Genomic DNA, 19,231 nt, shown 5'->3' with positions numbered 1-19,231 from the left:
CCGACGTACGTCGGCCTGGGCTGGTTGTTGTCTTTGCTCGCGTGCGCACAGAATGCGCGCACGCGGTCCGTCCTAATGCTCGCGTCCACCAAAAATGTCAATGAATTTTTCTAACAAAGCAGAATTAAACAAGCGCCTCCATTTGCTCGCTTCCGACTCATTCGCGCTGCCGCCGTCGGTACAAGATTAGCGCGAGAAGACCGCCGCCGCCCAAAAAGGCCACGGAAGGTTCGGGCGCTGAAACGGCAACAAGATTATCCAAGAAGACCTCTCCACCAGCGGCAGGCCGGGTGATACGAAGCCAAAGCGCACTGCCATCGGTCCCGGTGGTGCCGGAATTCAAGCTCACGCTGAACGGTACGCTGTAGGCAGTTGAACCGCTTGCGGCTCCGATGCCGAGGGTTTCTAAATCAGCCCGACCGAAGACATGCGTGGCAAGCAAGGTCACAGCAAGCGCGGTTCCGTCAGCAGCACTCGGAAAAGCACCCGAAAGGAGCTGCAAGTTGAAGCCATTATTGATGCTTCCAAGTTGGGCGCGTTGCAGGATGTCGCCACTGATGGTGACAATCTCATCTGCTGTGTAGGTGCCGATATGAGAATAAACATACCCGTTTTGGTTTGAAAAACCCAGCACGGTGGAAGCATTGACTCCCATGTCAGTGTCCGAACGATGCAGCCATTCTGAATAGTTGTTGGAATCTGTGTTTTCCTCAAACCACCCGTCAATCGCAAAAGCAACACCGGTGTTTGAGGGAATCTGGCCGTCGAATGTACCGTTTGAAATCCCAATCACCGCCGCGTTAACGGAAATGTTCAGAGAACAAAGAAAAAGGAGGCACAGCGAGGGACGGAAGTTCTTCATGAATTAAAAATCTTTAGCGCGGCGGCTGCAAAACTTGAAGGGATGATAAACGATCACGCATGAAGAATGCAATGATAATGTCAACCGTCCCGGTTTGATCGCACCGCGACATAACAAAATGCTGCTTCGATCCCTTCGGGATCGTTTCTGTAGGTGATCACTTCTTCTTGCTCGTCTTCGACTTCAAACTCGCGAGATAGGCCACGACATCGCGAATCTGCGGTTTGGTGAGCATGCCGATCATGGGCGGCATGACGCTGATGGGTGGGGTGATGGTGGCGATTTGATCGCGGGGGATGGTTTGGGTTTTGCCATCGGGCAGGCGACGCTGGACTTGCTTGGCGTCCTCTTTGTCGAGTACGGCGGAGATGGCCTTGCCGTCTTTGAGCGTGAGAGCGACCATGCCGTAGCCGGGAGCGACTTTGGCGATGGGGTTGAGCAGCGATTCGAGGATATAACGGCGGTCTTTTTGTGAGCCGATGGTTTTCAGATTGGGGCCGACCTGGCTGCCTTCCTTGGCCTCCACGGTGTGGCAGGCGATGCAGTTGGCGGCGAGGTGGTTGGTGACGATGTCGCGGCCGTTGGTGGCGTTGCCGCCTTCGAGCAACTCGTCGTTGGCGGTGTGCGTTTGCGTGTAGGCGTCGAGCTTGGGTTTCAGGCTGTCGCGTGTGGCGGCGGCTTCGATGAGATCGAGCTGGATGGCGGCTGGAACTTGATTCTGCGCGATTTTTTCGAGCCAGGTTGAGAGCAATTCGTCGGCCTTGTCAGTCGCGGCAGTGGCTAGAAGATCGAAGGCGAGTTGTTTCGTGACGGTGTCGCCTTCATTGAGGATGTTGGCGGCCTTGGTGATGGCATTGGCGGGTTGGTGCGCAAAAATTTGCTTCAAACCTTCGCGCCGCAGTTCAGGCGGTGATGCTTTGGCGGAGGCGAGATCGAGAGCGGTGGCGAATTCGAGTGCTTTGGCGTGCTGGGAGGCCATGAGCTTGAGGGCTTCGCCGCGCAGCGGGGCGCGTGCGGTTTCATCGGCGATGATTTGCAGCAGCAGCTCTGGTTCGACGCGAAGTTGAAGCTGCATGAGCAGTTCGACGGCCTTGGCTTTCAAATCGCCATCCTGCAGGGCCATCAAGGCAGCGAGGTGCGGCTGCACGACTCCGGTGAGAGCTTTGGAGTCGCGGGCGGCGATGGTGTGAGCGTGACCGTCGATGCGGTCGAGACGCGGCGGTGAATTCCAGACGAGAAGAACGTCGAGCGCCTCGGATTGCAGCGCGGATGGCTTTAAGGCGGTTTGAACGACATGTTGCGCGGCTTCGGTGGTGCCGAGGCGAAGGCAGGCGTTCAACCCACGACGGGAGTTGCGCTGGATGAGCGCGGGAAGTGCGTCGGGGATGCCGGCGTCATCGTGAATCGCACGTTCGGCTTCATCGGCAATGGCAGTAACGCGATCGGCGAGGAAATCGACGACTTGCGGTGAATGCTGGCGCGCGAGAGCGAGAACGCTGCAAAGACGCACGAGGTTTGATTTGTCCTTCGTGCGCGCGGCGAGGTTCGATTCGGTGGCGCAACCGGCCAATCCGGTGACGACAGCGTGACGCAGGAAAGGATCAGCGCCGTCTTTGGCGGCGAGAGTGATGAGATTCTTTTCAGCGGTTGGTTCTTCGAGTTTTCCGAGCGCAATCGCTGCGTGGATGCGCACATGCGGCGATGCGTTGGTGAGCAGCGGGATGAGTTCGGTCGCGTGCGGCTTCGCGGAGTGCGAGTCGCTGAGTGTCCTGGCGGTTTGGGCGAGGATTTCGGTGTCTTTGCCTGTCAGCAACGATGCAAGCGCGTTGGGCTCGATTTTTTTGGCACGCAGGCCTTGGCCGAGGCCCCAGATGGCGTGGATGCGGGCGAGTTGATTTGCTTTCGGGTCTTTCGCGATGGCTTCGAGAGCTTTGAAGTCGCCTTTTTTGACCAAAGCGAACTGAGCGCCGAGGCGCACGCGTTGGTCGCGATGCGAGAGTAACTCGACACCGGCAGAGTCGAAGCCTTCACGGATGAGTTTGGCGGTTTCGAGGCGTTCGGTGCTGTTTTTGCCGGTGGGATCATCGGCGGTCCAAATCGCGCCTTTTTCATCGAGCGGATAACCGCCGGACCAGTCTGCGAGAATGAGCGATCCTGCGGGTGTGATGGCGAGGCCGATGCCCATGATGCCGCTGTGGATGAGGCGCTCGTTTTTCATCGCGAACGTCGAGCCGCTGGGGACGATCTGAAACGCGGTCATCTGGCCGGAAGGGAATTGATCGAGGATAAAATGCCCGCGGAGCGATGCGCCGAGCGCGGTGCCGGGTTCATGTGCGAATCCAGCGGGGCCGTTCGAGTAATTGGCAAGCGGCGGCGTGATGAAGAGTGGCTGGCCGGGATGCGTGGGCTGCCAGATGCCATCGCGAATCCAGCGGCTCGCGCCTTTTTGATACTGATGGCCGCAGCGCCAGCCAGAGTCGCTGCGCTCGGTGATGTAAACGAAGCGCTCGCGCTCGCCGGGGAGATCGGCGTCGTTGTCCACGCCGAAGAGGTTGCCGAAGTCATCGAAGGCGACTTCCTGGATATTCCGCAGGCCGTGGGCGAAGACTTCGAAGCCTGTGCCGTCAGGCTCGCAGCGCATGACGCAGCCTTCGTGCGGGTAGAACCACTGTTTGCCTTCTTTGCTCGTCACATTCACGCCTTTGTCGCCGATGCTCCAGTAGATGCGGCCGTCGGGACCGATGCGCGGGCCGTGCATGTCATGCCCGGCATACGCGATGTGCATGCCGAAGCCGTGCGCGACGATCTCGCGTTCGTCAGCGACGCCGTCGTCGTTCGTGTCGCGCAGGCGAACGAGATCGGGCGCCACGGTGACATAGACCCAGCCATCGTGATACAAAATGCCGGCGGCGATGCCGGTGACGACGCTGTTGAAGCCCTCGGCGAAGACGGTGATTTTGTCGGCGGTGCCGTCGTTGTCGGTGTCGCGAAGCTGGTAAATGCGCTCGCTGTGAACGGTGAGGTCTTTCCAGTCGATGGAGCCGTCCTTGTTGTGATCTTTGAGGCCGCCGCGTGGCTGACGCAGCTTGCCGGGAGCGAGTTCGCGTTTCAAGAAGGCTTCTTTTTCGTCCACGCTGGTGAGCGAGACGTCATCAGGAATCCACATCGTGTGCTCGCGGATGTCGAGATCGGCCACTTTGCGTCGCGTTGTGGCGGAAACATAGACGCGGCCCTGCGGATCGGTCGTGACGGCGACGGGGTCAGGCACGTTGAGATCACCAGACCATTTGTGAAGTTCGAGGGTAGATTTTGGCGCGGTTTTTTTCTCGGCAGCGACGACTGGAAGGGCCAGCAGCGCGGCGAGGGCGATGTGACGGAGATTTTTCATGAAAAGGGCGAGGAAAAATGAGGACGAGCGTTTCTTCTTGCCGCTGCGAAGGGGACTCGTCACAGTCCGCATGCGTTCGCCGATGCGAATGTCATTCACGAAAATCCAACCCAATCCATATCATGAGCCAGATCGTTCCTCTCATCAGTTCCGCCATCGCCGGCCCGCTCGGCGTCATTCATCTTCCCCGCCTCTGGCAGAAAGCCTCGCTGGCAGCCGCCGGCAAGCTGCACGCTGACTATCCTGGCATCGGCTGCGGCTATGACCAGATGACACTCGACGCGCTGGGCATCAACATCGAGACCTTCAAGGCATTCATCGCCACAAAGCCGAGCTACCCGCAGCTTGAGTCTTGGATCAAAGCCCAGCCTGGTGTGAAGCTGACCAAGGGCGACATCTACAAGCACAACGTCGCCATTCAGGGCTACATCCACGATGACGCCACGCGCAAGAGCATCCTTGCCGCTGATGGCATCGCCGACGACGGCAGCGTGAACCCAGGTGCGGTCGATCTGAACAACCTGGACGACTGGCACATCTTCTGGGCGCAGGAGATCAAGTGACGTGAGAGTCTGTTGATGACTGTTTTGAGAACCCCGGTCGTCGTGAGGCGAGCGGGGTTTTTAGTGCTCAGTGCTCAGTGCTCAGTGCTCAGTTTGGCCGTGGGTGAAACTGAGCACTTTGCACTGAGCACTTTTCCCCACTGTCACGCACAATAACCAAGCACCGAAGGCACTCGCGCCCCACCCCGCTCACGCCTAGATCCCCGCTTCCATCACTTTCATCCAACGAGAACGGAAGGAGCGGTTTTCTTCCATGAGCTGGGCGGCGATGGTGGCGGAGAGCTGGGTGAGACCGTTGAGGCGGGCGAAGGCGGCGAGAGTTTCCTGCCTGCGGTAGTAGTCGGTGGAATCGGTAGTCTGTGAACCAAAGGCTTGGGCGATTTCGACGAGAGATTCGGGGGTGAGACTGTCAAACGGCAGGGAGAGCGTGCCGCGCTCGAGGGTGACGTTGATCGTGGTACCGTCTGTCGTGCAGGTGATGTGCCCGCTCATCTGGCCGCCTTCACGGCGTGAGATGGTGCCGGTCCAGCCTTTGGTGGCGAGATCGGTGGTGAGCTGGCGCATGAAATCACGCGACTGCGTGTAGAGGTAAACACGGCCGTCGAGCGCCGTGCGCACGTCGGCGGTTTCCATGCGTGTGCCGCCGAGGAGTTCGATGGCGCGTGAGTAGTCGTAGCCCTGCACGAGCGAAGGCACGAGTGCGTTGACCTCGGCAAGGAGTTCGAGGTCGGCCTGACGATGTTTTTTGTCTGCCAGCATCTGACGCTGCTGCTGATCGAGTGTCATGCGCTTGATCTCGCGCTTGAGTTCCGCCTGCCTGTTGTCAATTTCGTTGCGGAAGGCTCCGCTGGTCTTGAGCTGCTTCTTGGTCTGCTCCAGCTCGGCGAGAGCGGCACGCAGTTCATCAACGGTTCCGGCACTTTCTGCTGTTTTAGTGTCCACAAAGGCGAAGTCAGATTTGTACAGTTCCGCGAGCGCCTTGTAGCTGGTGAGCCATTCGGCCGGATTGGGCGCAACCGCTGCCGGCTTGACCTGATCCAGCTTTTCCAAAAACACTTTCAATTCACTCATGCCCGCACGGGGATCTCCAAAATGCCACTCCGCCAGTCCATGCACGAGATAACCCACGGCTTCATCGTTGCCGACATCGTAGGCCAGTGATTCCTGCGCCGTGCCGATCGCCAAGTCACGACGCGCCATGCGCTCCTTGATCTTGGTAAAGAAGGATGTGCGGCCGTTGAGTTCGGTGGCGCTGGTGGAAAGCTTGTCAAACTGACGCGCTGCCTCGGCCTTCTTGTCGAGGATGATATTGCACAGCGCGGCATTGAGACGCGCCCAGTTCTTGGTCGGCTGCGGTGTGTCCTTGGAATCAGCCAGTTTTTCGAACTGGTTCTGCGCTTGGCTGAAGTGCAGTTGCTCAAGCTCCCTGCGGGCGTCGGCAAAGGTGGTTTCGCCTGCCTTGAGCGTGACGCCGCCACCTGAGAGGTCCCGGGCATCCGCCGCTGAAATCTGCAGGGCGGCTCCCGTCCTGCGTTCGCCGCCTTCGCGTAGCAGCCAGCCGATGCCATAAGCGAATGTCACAGCGGCGGCGATGGATCCGATCAATTTGGCGCGGCGTGAAAACAGCCTGCGCCGCACGCCACCACGATTCAACAGGCCTTCCGCCAGGCGCATTTCATCCACCACCTCGTCGTAGTTCGAGAAGCGTTCTTCCGGACGGAAGCTGAGCATGCCGTTGATGGCGTGTTCGGTGCGTGGTGAGAAGCGCAGGCCGGACTCGCCGAGGACGACACGCCTGCTTTTGATGCGGCGCAGATCTTCGATGGCATTGGAGTCCGCCTTGTGCGGCGGATGGCCCGTCATCGCATGGTAGAGCGTGGCACCGAGGCTGAAGATGTCGCTGCGGTAGTCCTCTTTGTTGTCGATGACCTTTTCCGGTGCGACGTAGTAAGGCGTGGCCCAAATTTCACCAGACTGATCACCGCCGCGGTTCGCGAACAGCGCCAAGCCGAAGTCCACCACCTTCGCCGTGCCGGTTTCGGTGAACAGAATGTTCGCCGGCTTCACATCACGATGGATCAGATTGAGCTGCTGCGCGGCACGCAGGCCCTCGGCCACCTCACGGCCGATGCGCAGGGCCTCGGCCTCCTTGAGATGTCCTTCGCGCTTGATGCGCTGCTCCAGGCTGCCGCCGCCGACCAGCTCCATGGCGATGTAGAAATAGCCTTGATCATAGCCCACGGAGTACAGCTTGATCACGTTCGGGTGCGTGACATTCGCGGTGATGTGCGCCTCCTGGCGGAACTGCTCCAATCGTGTGGCATCGCGGCCATACTGACGGTTCAGGATTTTCAGTGCCACGCGGCGGCCTAAAGTTTCATCCTCCGCCTCAAACACGCGGCTCATGCCGCCCTCGCCGATCTGCCGCACGATCATGAAATGGTCGAACCGTCGGCGTACACGCACCATCTGCCCGCAGAAGGGGCATTTCAGCTTCGTGAACGGCTCCAGCGAGGTCACGTCGATCTGCCCCTGGCACACGGGGCAGGTGCTGAGATAGGCTTGTTCAGGAACGAGGTTCAAAAGGAGTTTTGGGGCTGTGGCTTCTTACCTGCATCGCATGGCAAATGCCAGAAATTACAGATTGCCTGATTAATTTGAATCTTGAGTATGTGAAATGGATTGGACCGTCACTGAAACCGCCGAACTCGGCGAGCGTTTCGACAAGCACCTCGCCCGGCGCTTGTCGGACATGTCACGTTCACGACTCCAGGACCTGATCAAAGACGGCCACGCCACGCTGAACGGCAAGCCGGTTAAATCAGGGGCGACCATGCGAGCTGGGGATGTGGTGAGCGTCACGGTGCCGGAAGTAGCCGAAGTCGAGATCAAGGCCCAGGACATTCCGTTGACGATTTTGTATGAGGATTCCGACATCGTGGTGCTGGACAAAGCCTCTGGCCTTGTTGTTCATCCGGCGGAGGGAAATCCTGACGGCACGCTGGTGAATGCCCTTTTGCATCACATCGACGACCTCAGCGGCATCGGCGGCGAAATGCGGCCCGGCATCGTGCATCGTCTCGATAAAGACACCAGCGGCTGCATGGTCGTGGCAAAGAATGACATCGCGCACCGCCGCCTGACCGAGGCCTTTGCCGAGCGAAGACTCACGAAAATCTACCTCGCCGTGGTTAATGGCGTGCCGCGTGAGAAAAGCGGCCGCATTCAGAACTACATCGGCAGGCATCCCGTGGACCGCAAACGCATGTCCATCCTGCTCGATGGTGCGGGCAAGGAGGCCGTCACCGAATGGCAACTGCTTGCCACGGATCAAGGCTGCGCCCTCATCCAATGCCGCCTGCTCACTGGCCGCACGCATCAGATTCGCGTCCACATGCGTGAAGCACTGCAATGTCCGATCCTCGGCGATCCCATTTACGCGCAACCCGCCAAGCAACGCGTCCGCGTCCCACGCCTCATGCTCCACGCCTGGAAGCTCGCCTTTCTGCACCCGATCCACGATCAACCGATGAGTTTCGAGGCCAAACTGCCGCCCGAGTTTGAACCGTGGATGAAATGCGTCCAAAGCTAACGGCCATGCTCAAAATTTACGCCTACGCCGGCTGCTCCACCTGCAAGAACGCTCTCAAATGGCTCAAACAGCACGCTGTTGCCTTTGAAGAGGCCGCCATTCGCGAAACACCGCCGTCGCTCGCCGAACTCAAAGCCATGCTCGCTGCAAACGGTGGCGATCTGCGCAAGCTCTTCAACGTCTCCGGCCTCGACTATCGAGCCCTCGGTCTCAAAGACAAACTGCCTGCCATGAGCACCGATGCTGCGCTCAAACTCCTCGCTGAAAACGGCAATCTCGTGAAGCGCCCCTTCGCCATCGACACGAAGAACGGCGTGCATCTCGTCGGCTTCAAGGAGCCGGAGTGGCAGGCGGCGCTCTTGTAATTAAGCATTATCGAAGTCCGCGATAGCGTCCTGGAGTGCTCCAGCCCTCTGGAGCTTTTCGCAGGCCATGGGGCGCACGAAAACGCCGGAGGACCGGCGCATTCCAAGACGCTGCCGCGCTATATCGAATCACTTCACCGCCGCTGACTGCTCTTTGAAAAACTGCGCGATCAATGCCGGCGCCTCGTCAGGAAACTTGTGTGTTCCCTGATGAACGAAGGCCACGAATGGAGCGCCGACCTTCGAGGGAAACAGTGTGCAATCCTGCGCCCACGGCTTGCCCTCCGGCTCGCACTGGTTGATCTGCTTCACCTTGTTCATCGTCATCTCCTGCCACGCATACTTCACCAGCGGGTCTTGCGTGCCTGCGATGTGCATGCAGGGCTTCGGTTTGAATTGGGTGTCCGCAAGACGTGCCGAAGCCGAGGCTGACGGAGCCATCGCACAGAAGACATCCGGCTTCGTTTGCCACAGCAGATACGTAAAACCGCCGCCGTTCGAGTGCCCGGTCGAAAAGATGCGCTTCACATCCACTTGGTAGCTCGCCTTCAGGTTCGCCAGCACCGCGTCGAACAGCTTCAAATCGCGATCACCTTCCGCGCCCGCACCGTGCTGCCAGCCGGGCTTCTTGCCCTCGGGATCAGTCAGCTTGCCCGGTGTGTTCAATCCTTGCAGATAAACTGAGATTGCCTCCGGCCAATGCTTGTGCATCGCAAACGACCGTCCCGCCTGCAACGCCGTGCCGCCGTGGCCGTGAAACACGAACACCACCGGAGTCAGCGCTTCTTTGGCCTTCGCTGGTGCATAAACAAACCCGCTGCGTGCCACACCATCAACGGTGATCTCCAGCTTGTGGAAACCCGCCGGGAGCTGGACCTGCGCACGGCAGGCGACCGGCGCGATCAGAAAAGCAAGCAGCGCAACGAGCAGGTGAATGGATCGGGTGTTCATATCGGAGGCGCTCTCAAACCTCACGGCTTTGCAATGGTTGCAGCCGCCGCGTCCTGAAACGCCTGCCGCATCGGTGACGCATCACCGTTCTTCAAACCCGCGCGTTGAATCAGCATGATGTAGATCGTCTTCTTCACCGGATCAATCCACCCCTGCGTGCCATGTGCACCACCATGGCCAAACGTGCCCGGACTCAGTGTCGCCGTGATGCCCACCGGCTCACGCACGACCTGAAACCCCAGCCCCATGCCCATGCCGTCGGTGAACCCGGCCTTCAGATCACCGGTTTGATTCGCCGTCATCAATTGCAGCGATTTTTCTGAGATGTAGCGCTTCCCGTCCGCCTCACCGCCGTTCAGCACCATCACATAGAGCTTCAGCAAATCGTCCGCCGTCGAGAACAGCCCACCTGCGGCCAATGGCGCACGTTTTTTGTTCGAGAACGGCGGTGTGAGGTAGCGAATCGTCGTCGGCTCCAGTCCTTTGCCATCCGCCGTAGGCTTGTAGCTGGAGGCCAGGCGGCTCAGTTCTTTCTTGCTCGGCCAGAACGTCGTTTCGCGCATGCCCAGCGGCTTGAAGAGGCGTTTCTCCAAAAACTTCGCGTATTCCTCGCCGCTGACGACCTCCACGATGCGCCCCAGCGTGTTGATGCCCGGATTGCAGTAGGACCACTTCGATCCCGGCTCGAATTGCAGCGGCGACGTCGCATAGGTGATCACCGCCTCTTTCAAATTCAGCACGTCCAGCGCATCGCCATCCAGCGGCGAATTGCTCACCAGCCCGCTCGTGTGCGTCAGCAGGTCCTTGATCGTGATCGGTCTTGCTGGCTTCACCAGCACCGTTTGCTCCGCCGTCTTGTCCTTGATCAGCATCTGGCCATTGAACTCCGGCAGATGCTTCATAACCGGATCATCGATGCTCAGCATGCCCTCATCTTGGATCATCATCACCGCCAGCGCCGTGATCGGCTTCGTCATCGACGCGATCCAGAACAGGCTGTCCTTCGCCATCGGCGTCTTCGTTTCGAGGTCTTGAAAGCCCACCGCCTCCGCGCTCACGATTTTGCCTTCGTGATACAGCAGCGTCACCGACCCCGAGAGCGATCCCTCCTTCACCAGCGCCTCCATGCTCTCGCGGATCGACTTCACCTCCGCGTGCAGGCTCAAGGACAGCAAAAACAGCAGGCAGGCGGTGAGGCGGATGAATTTCATGGTGGTCGCAGCATACGATCAAACCCCGGTGCTCTGTCAATCTCTTGCCATCGCCCAAGAGGACGCTATATCGCCCCCATGTTCAAAACCGGCCAGCAAGTCGTCTGCATCGACGATCAATTCGATCCCTGGGTCTTCGACCTTTACAAGTCCCTGCCCAAGAAAGACCAAATCTACACCGTGCGTGCGCTCCGAGCCGGACGCTCGAATCCCCAGTTCGTCGTCAACGACGATGCCGAAATCAAACTCGCCGGTGCCGAGTTCGATCTCCTGCTCCTCCTTCAGGAACTTCACAATCCCGACGATCCGCACTCCAGCGTGAAGCAGGAACTCGGCTTCCGCTCCGAACGCTTCGCCCCGCTCCTCGAACAAACCGAGGAAGAGGAAGAAGCCGAACTCATCGGCGTCGGCCACGGCGAAAAATCCTGGGAGCCCGAGCCTGCCTACGGAAGGTAGTGCCGAGGTCTGGAACCATTTTCCATTTTCCATTTTCATTTCCTCCATGTTTCAGGAGGGCAGACCTCCCTGGCATGGAAGAACTGAAAATGGAAAATGGAAAACTGAAAATGGCCCGAGAACTTCCCGCCGATTTTGCCCTACCGTTCGGTGCGATGAAAACTTGGCACCCGCGTCGCTGTTTGGGTACACCACACACCTTATGAGCGCCCCTCCCGACCTTCCGCCGTCCTCCGCCCCCCTTACTGAACGCCAGATCGTCGAACTGCTCGCCACCGCACGCCAGCGGCTCTTTGCCGAGGTTGGCAAGGTCGTCGTCGGTCAGTTGCATGTCATTGATGAAATGCTCATCGCCCTCCTCAGTGGCGGCCATTGCCTCATCACCGGCGCACCGGGCCTCGCGAAGACCCTGCTCGTCAAAACCGTCGCCGATGTCTGCCATTTGAGCTTCCAGCGCATTCAGTTCACGCCCGATTTGATGCCTTCCGACATCACCGGCACCGAAATCCTCGAAGACAGCCCCGACGGCCGCAAACTCGTCTTCAGTCGCGGCCCCGTCTTCGCGAACATGATCCTCGCCGACGAAATCAATCGCACGCCGCCCAAAACGCAGGCCGCGTTGCTCGAAGCCATGCAGGAGCATCAAGTCACCGTGAATGGCAAGACCATGCACCTGCCCGAGCCCTTCTTCGTCCTCGCCACGCAGAACCCCATCGAGCAGGAAGGCACTTATCCGCTTCCCGAGGCCCAGCTCGACCGCTTCATGCTCAACATCGTCATCGACTACCTCAGCGAGGACGATGAAGTCACCGTCGTCACCCGCACCACCAGCGGCAAAGGCGAGCCCGTGCAGCATCTCTTCACTGGCGAGCAACTTCTCGCCTTCCAACAGGTCGTCCGCAAAGTCCCCATCGCCGACGACATCGCCCGCTACGCCGTCCGCCTCTCTGCCGCCTCCCGTCCCGGTCGCGATGGCGTGCCCTACTTCATCAACCAATGGGTCAGTTGGGGCGCAGGCACCCGCGCCAGCCAAAACCTCGTCCTCGGTGCCAAAACCCGCTGCCTCCTCCACAACCGCACCCACGTCACCGCCGACGACATCCGCGCCATGGCCCTCCCCGTCCTCCGCCACCGCATCCTCGTGAACTACAAAGCCGAAGCCGAAGGCATCACGGTGGAGAAGGTCATCGCGAAGCTGCTGGAGACGGTGAAGGGATAACTTCGCTCCAAGTGCTCAGTATTCTTTTCAGCCAAGTATGAACAACACCATTCAGTCGGAGCTACCTGCTAGTGAGGCCGCGCTTCGAATGCTTGTTGATGGTTCTGCTTTTGAGCTGCCAACTGCTTATATCGAGTTGCTCAGGCGATCGAATGGTTGCGAAGGTGATCTCAACATCGATCCCGGCTATTTGGTCTTGTGGAAAGTTGAAGAGGTTCATGAGTTCAATCGCGACTATGAAGTTCCGAAGTGGGCACCTGGGTTTATGGGGTTCGGCTCCAATGGAGGCGGTGAACTAATCGCTTTCGATTTTCGTTCCAGCGGTGATCCACGAGTCAGCATGATTCCGATGATTGGAATGGAACCAGATGCCGCGATAGAACTGGCTCCCAATTTTGAAACTTTTGTCACTCATTTACTGAGCGCTGAGCACTGAGCACTATGCCGACCACCTTCCTCGATCCCGCAGCGCTGATGCGCATCAAGTCTCTTGAGCTTCGCGCGAAAGTCGTCGTCGAGGGTTTGTGGAAGGGGATGCACCGCAGCCCGTATCACGGCTTCTCCGTCGAGTTCTCCGAATACAGAGCCTATGTCCAAGGCGATGATCCGCGCTACATCGACTGGAAAGTGCTGGCACGCAGCGACCGCACCTTCATCAAGAAATTCGAGGACGAGACGAACCTGCGCTGCCAGCTCGTCATCGATCACAGCAAGTCCATGGGCTACGGCTCGCAGGGTTACACGAAAGCCGATTACGCCGCCACGCTGGCCGCTACACTCGCATCTTTCCTCATGAAGCAGGGCGATGCCGCCGGTCTCACCACCTTTGCGGAAGGCATCGAAGAACACCTGCCGCCGCGCAATCGCCCCGGTCATCTGCGACGCATCAACACCGAGTTGGAGCGCCCCGCGAAGGCCACTGGAACCTCGTTGGCCGTTTCCATCGGCCAGCTTGCTGATCTGCTGCGCAAACGTGGCATGATCTGCCTCATCACCGATCTCCTCGCGCCCATCGAGCACTTGGAGAAGCAACTCGCTCTCCTCGGAGCCATGGGACATGACCTCGTGCTCTTCCATCTCATGGATCGCGCCGAGATCGACTTCACCTTCGAAAAATCCGCCCACTTCCGCGATGCCGAAAGCGGCGCTGAACGCTTCATCGACCCGCATCTCGCCCGTGAGACCTATCTGAAGCGTCTCGCCGCCCACCGCGAGCACATCCAGCAGTCCTGCGAGCGCCACAACGTCGAATACCACTGGTGCCCCACCGACAAACCGCTCGAAGAAGTCCTCTTCACCTTCCTCAGCGCCCGCCAGCGCAAGAAAACCTCCAAGCGCCTCGCCACAGCTTAATCCTACTCGTCCTCCTACTCGAACGCGTCCTCGATTCTGCCACGCCGCCACACCACAAGCTCGCAAATCAGCCTCACCCCTCCGGCACCCCATTTTCCATTTTCAGTTTTCCATTTTCAGTTTCTCCATCCGACTTTCGTTCCCGCCGCATCCAGCGACCATCAAATGATCGAGGACGAGTTCGAGTAGGAGGACGAACCCAAACATCCGCATGACCTGGCTCTTCCCACTCTACCTCGCCGGTGCCGCCGCCATCATCGCGCCGATCCTGCTGCATCTGCGTCGTCGCCCGCCGCAGGATCGCGTGGAGTTCAGCTCGCTGCTCTTCCTCGACGCGCAAACGCCTGTCCCCGTTTCCAAACGTCGCCTCGAGAACTGGCTGCTGCTGCTGCTGCGTTGTCTCGCGCTCATCCTGCTCGCCTTGATGTTCGCGCGGCCCTTGCTCCGCAGCGAATCCGCCGCCGCCACCTCTCCCGACCGCGCCACGCTCATCCTCATCGACCGCAGCGCCTCCATGCGTCGCGATGATCTTTGGCAACGCGCTCTCGACGAAGCCAAGCGCACTGCGCAGTCTGCCAAACTCACCGACCGCGTCGCACTCGCTGTCTTCGATCAAAAACTCACGCCGCTCTGGACCTTCGAAGAAGACCGCGCCAGCCCCGCTTCACGCACCACCGAGTTCCCCACGCGTCTCGCGGCTCATTCGCCTTCATGGTCCGCCACGCATCTCGATCGCGCCCTCATTGATGCCGTTGCGCTCTTCGATACCAACACCGCCTCGCTCAAAAAGCACATCCTCCTCATCACCGATCTTCAAGAAGGCACGCACCTCGATGCGTTGCGCACCATCGCCTGGCCTGCCGATCTCCGCCTTCAAGTCCATCGCCTCGATCCCACAAATCCCGACAACCTTTCCCTCGCTCTCGCCGCTTCCGAAAGTACGACGGACACTCCTGCCCGTCCGGATGCCACCGCCAACACCCAAGCCTCCACCATCCGTGTCCGCTTAGCCAACAACCGCGACTCCCGCCTCCGCGACTTCACGCTCGCCTGGAAAGACGCTCCCAAATCCGACTCCATCACTGCCCAGCTTCAACCCGGTGCCTCACGCATCCTCACGGCACCGCCGAATTCCACGAACGCCATCACGCTCACTCTCACCGGCGACACGCAGGACTTCGACAACCACCTCTACATCGCTCCGCCGCAGCCACGCACCGTGCGTATTCACTTCCTCGGCGACGCCACCACCCGCGATGAAGCCGCCGCGCCGCTCTACTACCTCAGCCGTGCCTTGCAGCCCACCACCACGCTCGCGCCCGCACTCAGTGCCGACCAAAAACTCCCCGCGCAAAATCCCGACATCATCTTCCTCTCCGGCGCCACCACCAATGCGGAAACCAACACCGCCCTCCGCGACTTCCTCACGCAGGGCGGCTTCCTCGTCCATGTGATCGCCTCGCCCACCGACGCCACTTTGATCAAAGCCCTCACCGGCCTCAACGATCTCACCATCACCGACGGCGACACCACCGACGACTACCGCATGCTCGGCGAAGTCAACACCGCCCACCCCTTGCTCAAACCCTTCGCCGATCCACGCCTCCGCGACTTCACCAAATTCCGCTTCTGGCACCACCGCGTCATCACTCTTCCAAATCATAAATCACCAATCATCAATCATAAATCTCTGGAGACCCTCGCCTCCTTCGACAACGGCCATCCCGCCATTCTCACCGCGCGCATTGGCAAAGGCACGCTCATCCTCCTCGCCTCCGGCTGGCATCCCGGCGACAGCCAGTTCGCCCTCAGCACCAAATTCGTCCCGCTTCTCTACGGCTGGCTAGCCGCCGCCGGCTTCAGCCATGATCCCGCCGCCTCGCTCATCGTTGGCGATACCCTCCCGCTCGACGCCACGCAATCCCACACCATCACCGATCCCGACAACAAAACGCACACGCTCAAACCCGGCCAGACCTTCACCACCGAACTCATCGGCCTCCACACCATCGAGAGTCCGTCACCCTCCTCCGCCAAGGCTACGGCGGGCAAGCGCCAGCAAACCGTCGCCGTGAATCTCCCGCCCGATGAAGGCCGCGTCCTGCCTCTCGAACCGCAAAAACTCGCCGACTACGGCATCAAACTCGCTTCTGCCGTCGATCTCGACGCCACGACCGCTTCCGCCGATCAACAACGCCTCTCCGCCACCGAAACCGAACAACGCCAGCGTTCCTGGTGGTGGATTCTCCTCGGTCTTTTGGCCGTTCTCCTGCTCGAAACCTGGTTCGCAGGCCGTTCAAGACACAGCATCCCCGCCACCGCATAAAATCGTCCTCGTCCTCCTACTCGAACTCGTCCTCGATCCTTCCGCACTGCTAACACCATGAGCCTGACCTCACATGACAAACGCCTGCACTTCGGTTGCGGCTTTGTCTTTGGCGGAGTGCTCTCGTTTCTGTTCCTGATCGAGGCCATCGTTCAATTGGGTCTCAGCGCCTGGTTCATTGTCATTGCTGTTGCCACCGGCTTCGCCTTGTTCGCCATGCGTCATGGCGAAGTCTTTTGGGACAAGGCATCATCAGTCATTGCAACTCTCTCCACTTGGCTTCGCCACTGACTGCCTTCTGCCGCAAACCAATCCTGCAATTTTACCCAAACTCGTTCCCGCCTCGCCCATCGCTCACGATTTGATCGAGGACGAGTTCGAGTAGGAGGACGAGGACGAAACACCAAATCACCACCATGATCGCACGCACCATCCTCGAAGCCCGCATCGCTGAAGTTCGCGAGTCCCTGCGTCGCGCTCGCCTCATGCGCCATCTCGCCGTTGCCTTCGCGCTCGGCATTCTCGTTCGCGGCAGCTTCCTCATCGCCGCCATCACCGGCTATCACGTCCCGAGGCACATCGACCGTTGGTCCATGCTCGGACTCATCGCCCTCGGCCTCATCGCTTGGCTCAAAGGCCGCCGCAACATCTGGAGCGACCGCGACATCGCCCGTCTCATCGAGCACCAGCACCCCGTCCTCGACTCCCTGCTCCTCACCGCCATCGACCACGAGCCGCAGGCCACGGAACCCACCACCTTCCTCCACGAGCGTCTCATCGATCAGGCCCTCGCCCGAGCCGCCACGCAAAACTGGCCCGTCACCGTCGCCAACAAGCCTTACACCCGTGCCCTCGCTGCCGCCTGGATCGCCGTCATCACCTTCCTCGCCACCGACATCGCTCTGCGTCTGCAAACACCCAGCGCCAAACTGAGCACTGAGCACTCAGCACTCAGCACTGCCCCAGAAAAACCCACCGAATTCAAAGCCACCCTCACCCCCGGCGACACCGAAGTCGAACGCGGCTCCCGCCTCATCATCGAAGCCCGCTTCACCGGCCCTGTGCCTGCCGATGCCACTCTCTTCGTCAGTGAAGCCGATGGCAAAATCCTCGACCGCCTGCCCATGCGTCTCACCGTCGATCAACAGGTCTTCGGCGGCCTCATCAGCAAGATCGACCGCGACACGAAATACCACGTCGAATTCGCCAATCAGAAATCGCAGCAGCACAGCATCACCGTCTTCGATTATCCCGCGCTCGTTCGCGCCGATGTCATCGTCACCCCGCCCGCCTACACGAAGCTTCCCGCCAAAGAAACCAAGAACACGCTCAAGGTCACTGCGCTGGAAGGCTCCATCATCGCTTGGAAGATCAAAGTGAACAAGCCACTGATCCCAAGTGCGCTCGCACCAAAAGCCGCTCCTATTTCCTCCGATCCCTTTGCCAAACCGTCTGACACGTCTGAAAAGTCCGACCTGTCAGACAAGTCCGACAAACCCACTCCTCCGAGTCACATCACGGCCGCAGAACTCTACGGTGAAGATCAGAGCATCATCACTCTCACACCTTCCTCCGAAGACCCCACCATTCTGGAGGGTGTGATGAAAGCCGAGAAGTCGCAGAAATACCGCCTGCACCTCGTGGACGAGGCTGATCGAGCGAACAAAAACCCACCGTGGATCACCGTCACCGTCCAATCCAACCAGCTCGCCAAAATCGAAGTCGTCTTCCCGAAACGCGACCTGCAAGTCTCCAGCATTCAAGAGCTGCCCGTCGAAGCGAAAGTCTCCGATGACCTCGGCGTCACGAAATCCGGCGCGGTGTTCAGCATCAACGGCAATAGCAAAGAAATTCTCTTCAAGCATCCCGTCACCGCGCCGCAGAAAAAGCAGGAGGTGCGCGCCGACCTCGTCCTCGAAAAGGAAAAAGCCGAGCCGCGACAACTCGTCAGCTATTACCTCTGGGCCGAGGACACCGGCCCCAAAGGCGAAGTGCGCCGCAACATGAGCGAGATGTTCTTCGCCGACGTGCGCCACTTTGAAGACATTTTCCGTGAGATGGAAGCGCCACCGAGCGAACCGGGAAAACCGAAGGCCAAAAGCGACAAGCTCGTCGATCTCGTCAAACAGATCGTCAACGCCACCTGGAAGATCATCCGCGACACCAACGCGGGGCGCGTCATCGAAGCCGCCACACCCGACATCGACGTCGTGCATGAGTCCGTTGGCATCGCGTTGGAGCAGGTCAAAGAAGGCATGGAAGAAGCCGAGGACACCGAGATCAAACAAGCGCTCACCGAAGCTTGGAAGGCCCTCAAAGATGCCCAGCCGCCGCTCCAGCAGGCATCTGCCGAAAAGAAACGCTCCCCGCTCAATCAAGCGCTCACCTTTGAGCAGACCGCGCTCGAATGGCTGCATCGTGCGCAAAGCCGCGAGCATCAGGTCATGCGCCAAAATAGCCCGCCGCAGCCCGGCGAAGCGCAGCAGGCCAACAAGAACCAGATCATGGATCTGGAGCTGAAACAGAAGGACCAGCGCTACGAAGAAGAAAAAGCCGCCACTGAAGAACAAACCGCGGAGCAGCAGGAGAATCTGCAGGTGTTGAACCGTCTCAAGGAACTCGCCCGTCGTCAGGAAGCGCTGGCCGAGAAGATGAAGGAACTGCAAAACCAGATGGCCAAGGCCAAGACCGAGGAGGAAAAGCAGGAACTCGACAACCAGCTCAAACGTCTGCAAGCCGAGCAAGAACAATTAAAGCTAAAGTAATGTAACGCTTGTAAGATTGTGTTTTTGCTGGTCGCTGATGATAAAAAGCTCAATCTTGTATTAATTTGCTTACCTTTCCACACAATTGAATCGTAATCCGACTTACTTGTCTGTTGGTTGTGGTAATTCAACAAAGATCGGAAGCAATACAAGATATGGTTTATACATATAAAAAATGAG

Annotated in this window: 15 protein-coding genes; 10 read left to right on the top strand and 5 right to left on the bottom strand. The window is 59.2% G+C overall.

What is annotated here, in order from left to right:
- Window positions 1-157: 157 nt before the first annotated feature.
- Window positions 158-862 carry a hypothetical protein gene (locus ACKVY0_RS12050; RefSeq protein WP_409215069.1) on the bottom strand — a complete coding sequence of 235 codons (705 nt, stop codon included), beginning with the start codon at window positions 860-862 and terminating at the stop codon, window positions 158-160.
- A gap of 157 nt (window positions 863-1,019) precedes the next feature.
- Window positions 1,020-4,250 (bottom strand): PVC-type heme-binding CxxCH protein, encoded by a 3,231-nt coding sequence (locus tag ACKVY0_RS12045; protein ID WP_409215068.1) that lies wholly within the window; start codon window positions 4,248-4,250, stop codon window positions 1,020-1,022.
- A 122-nt stretch (window positions 4,251-4,372) separates the two neighbouring features.
- Between ACKVY0_RS12045 and ACKVY0_RS12040 the strand changes: the two genes are divergently transcribed.
- Window positions 4,373-4,813, top strand: a complete 441-nt coding sequence (locus ACKVY0_RS12040; RefSeq protein WP_409215067.1) for a DUF5069 domain-containing protein — start codon at window positions 4,373-4,375, stop codon at window positions 4,811-4,813.
- 195 nt (window positions 4,814-5,008) lie between these two features.
- Here ACKVY0_RS12040 and ACKVY0_RS12035 read toward each other — a convergent pair whose 3' ends face one another.
- Window positions 5,009-7,396 carry a serine/threonine-protein kinase gene (locus ACKVY0_RS12035; RefSeq protein ID WP_409215066.1) on the bottom strand — a complete coding sequence of 796 codons (2,388 nt, stop codon included), beginning with the start codon at window positions 7,394-7,396 and terminating at the stop codon, window positions 5,009-5,011.
- Window positions 7,397-7,490: 94 nt separating this feature from the next.
- Between ACKVY0_RS12035 and ACKVY0_RS12030 the strand changes: the two genes are divergently transcribed.
- Together ACKVY0_RS12030 and ACKVY0_RS12025 are read left to right on the top strand one after the other, a co-directional pair.
- Entirely contained in the window at window positions 7,491-8,405 is a 915-nt protein-coding gene (locus ACKVY0_RS12030) for an RluA family pseudouridine synthase (protein ID WP_409215065.1), read from the top strand.
- A gap of 5 nt (window positions 8,406-8,410) precedes the next feature.
- Entirely contained in the window at window positions 8,411-8,770 is a 360-nt protein-coding gene (locus ACKVY0_RS12025) for an arsenate reductase family protein (protein ID WP_409215064.1), read from the top strand.
- A gap of 129 nt (window positions 8,771-8,899) precedes the next feature.
- Here ACKVY0_RS12025 and ACKVY0_RS12020 read toward each other — a convergent pair whose 3' ends face one another.
- Window positions 8,900-9,721 carry an alpha/beta hydrolase family esterase gene (locus ACKVY0_RS12020; RefSeq protein WP_409215063.1) on the bottom strand — a complete coding sequence of 274 codons (822 nt, stop codon included), beginning with the start codon at window positions 9,719-9,721 and terminating at the stop codon, window positions 8,900-8,902.
- Window positions 9,722-9,741: 20 nt separating this feature from the next.
- Window positions 9,742-10,932, bottom strand: a complete 1,191-nt coding sequence (locus ACKVY0_RS12015; protein WP_409215062.1) for a serine hydrolase domain-containing protein — start codon at window positions 10,930-10,932, stop codon at window positions 9,742-9,744.
- 78 nt (window positions 10,933-11,010) lie between these two features.
- Here ACKVY0_RS12015 and ACKVY0_RS12010 point away from each other — a divergent pair, with 78 nt between their 5' ends.
- The 7 genes from ACKVY0_RS12010 to ACKVY0_RS11980 all read left to right on the top strand — a co-directional run bounded on the left by ACKVY0_RS12010 (window position 11,011) and on the right by ACKVY0_RS11980 (window position 19,051).
- Window positions 11,011-11,388, top strand: coding sequence for a hypothetical protein (locus tag ACKVY0_RS12010; protein WP_409215061.1), 378 nt, complete (start codon window positions 11,011-11,013; stop codon window positions 11,386-11,388).
- Between the two features lie 202 nt (window positions 11,389-11,590).
- Window positions 11,591-12,607: an AAA family ATPase gene (locus tag ACKVY0_RS12005; RefSeq protein ID WP_409215060.1), complete on the top strand. Its 1,017-nt coding sequence runs from the start codon at window positions 11,591-11,593 to the stop codon at window positions 12,605-12,607.
- A gap of 37 nt (window positions 12,608-12,644) precedes the next feature.
- Window positions 12,645-13,043: an SMI1/KNR4 family protein gene (locus tag ACKVY0_RS12000; protein ID WP_409215059.1), complete on the top strand. Its 399-nt coding sequence runs from the start codon at window positions 12,645-12,647 to the stop codon at window positions 13,041-13,043.
- Between the two features lie 5 nt (window positions 13,044-13,048).
- On the top strand, window positions 13,049-13,960 hold the full coding sequence (locus tag ACKVY0_RS11995; RefSeq protein WP_409215058.1) for a DUF58 domain-containing protein: 912 nt from the start codon (window positions 13,049-13,051) through the stop codon (window positions 13,958-13,960).
- 211 nt (window positions 13,961-14,171) lie between these two features.
- Entirely contained in the window at window positions 14,172-16,286 is a 2,115-nt protein-coding gene (locus tag ACKVY0_RS11990) for a BatA domain-containing protein (protein ID WP_409215057.1), read from the top strand.
- 57 nt (window positions 16,287-16,343) lie between these two features.
- Entirely contained in the window at window positions 16,344-16,577 is a 234-nt protein-coding gene (locus tag ACKVY0_RS11985) for a hypothetical protein (protein WP_409215056.1), read from the top strand.
- Between the two features lie 125 nt (window positions 16,578-16,702).
- Entirely contained in the window at window positions 16,703-19,051 is a 2,349-nt protein-coding gene (locus ACKVY0_RS11980) for a hypothetical protein (protein ID WP_409215055.1), read from the top strand.
- Window positions 19,052-19,231: the final 180 nt, after the last annotated feature.

Origin of the sequence: Prosthecobacter sp. (assembly GCF_046154365.1) — a bacterium.
GTDB lineage: Bacteria > Verrucomicrobiota > Verrucomicrobiia > Verrucomicrobiales > Verrucomicrobiaceae > Prosthecobacter.
The sequence above is the reverse complement of the archived record's forward strand: the minus strand, read 5'-3'. Positions and strand labels throughout refer to the sequence as shown.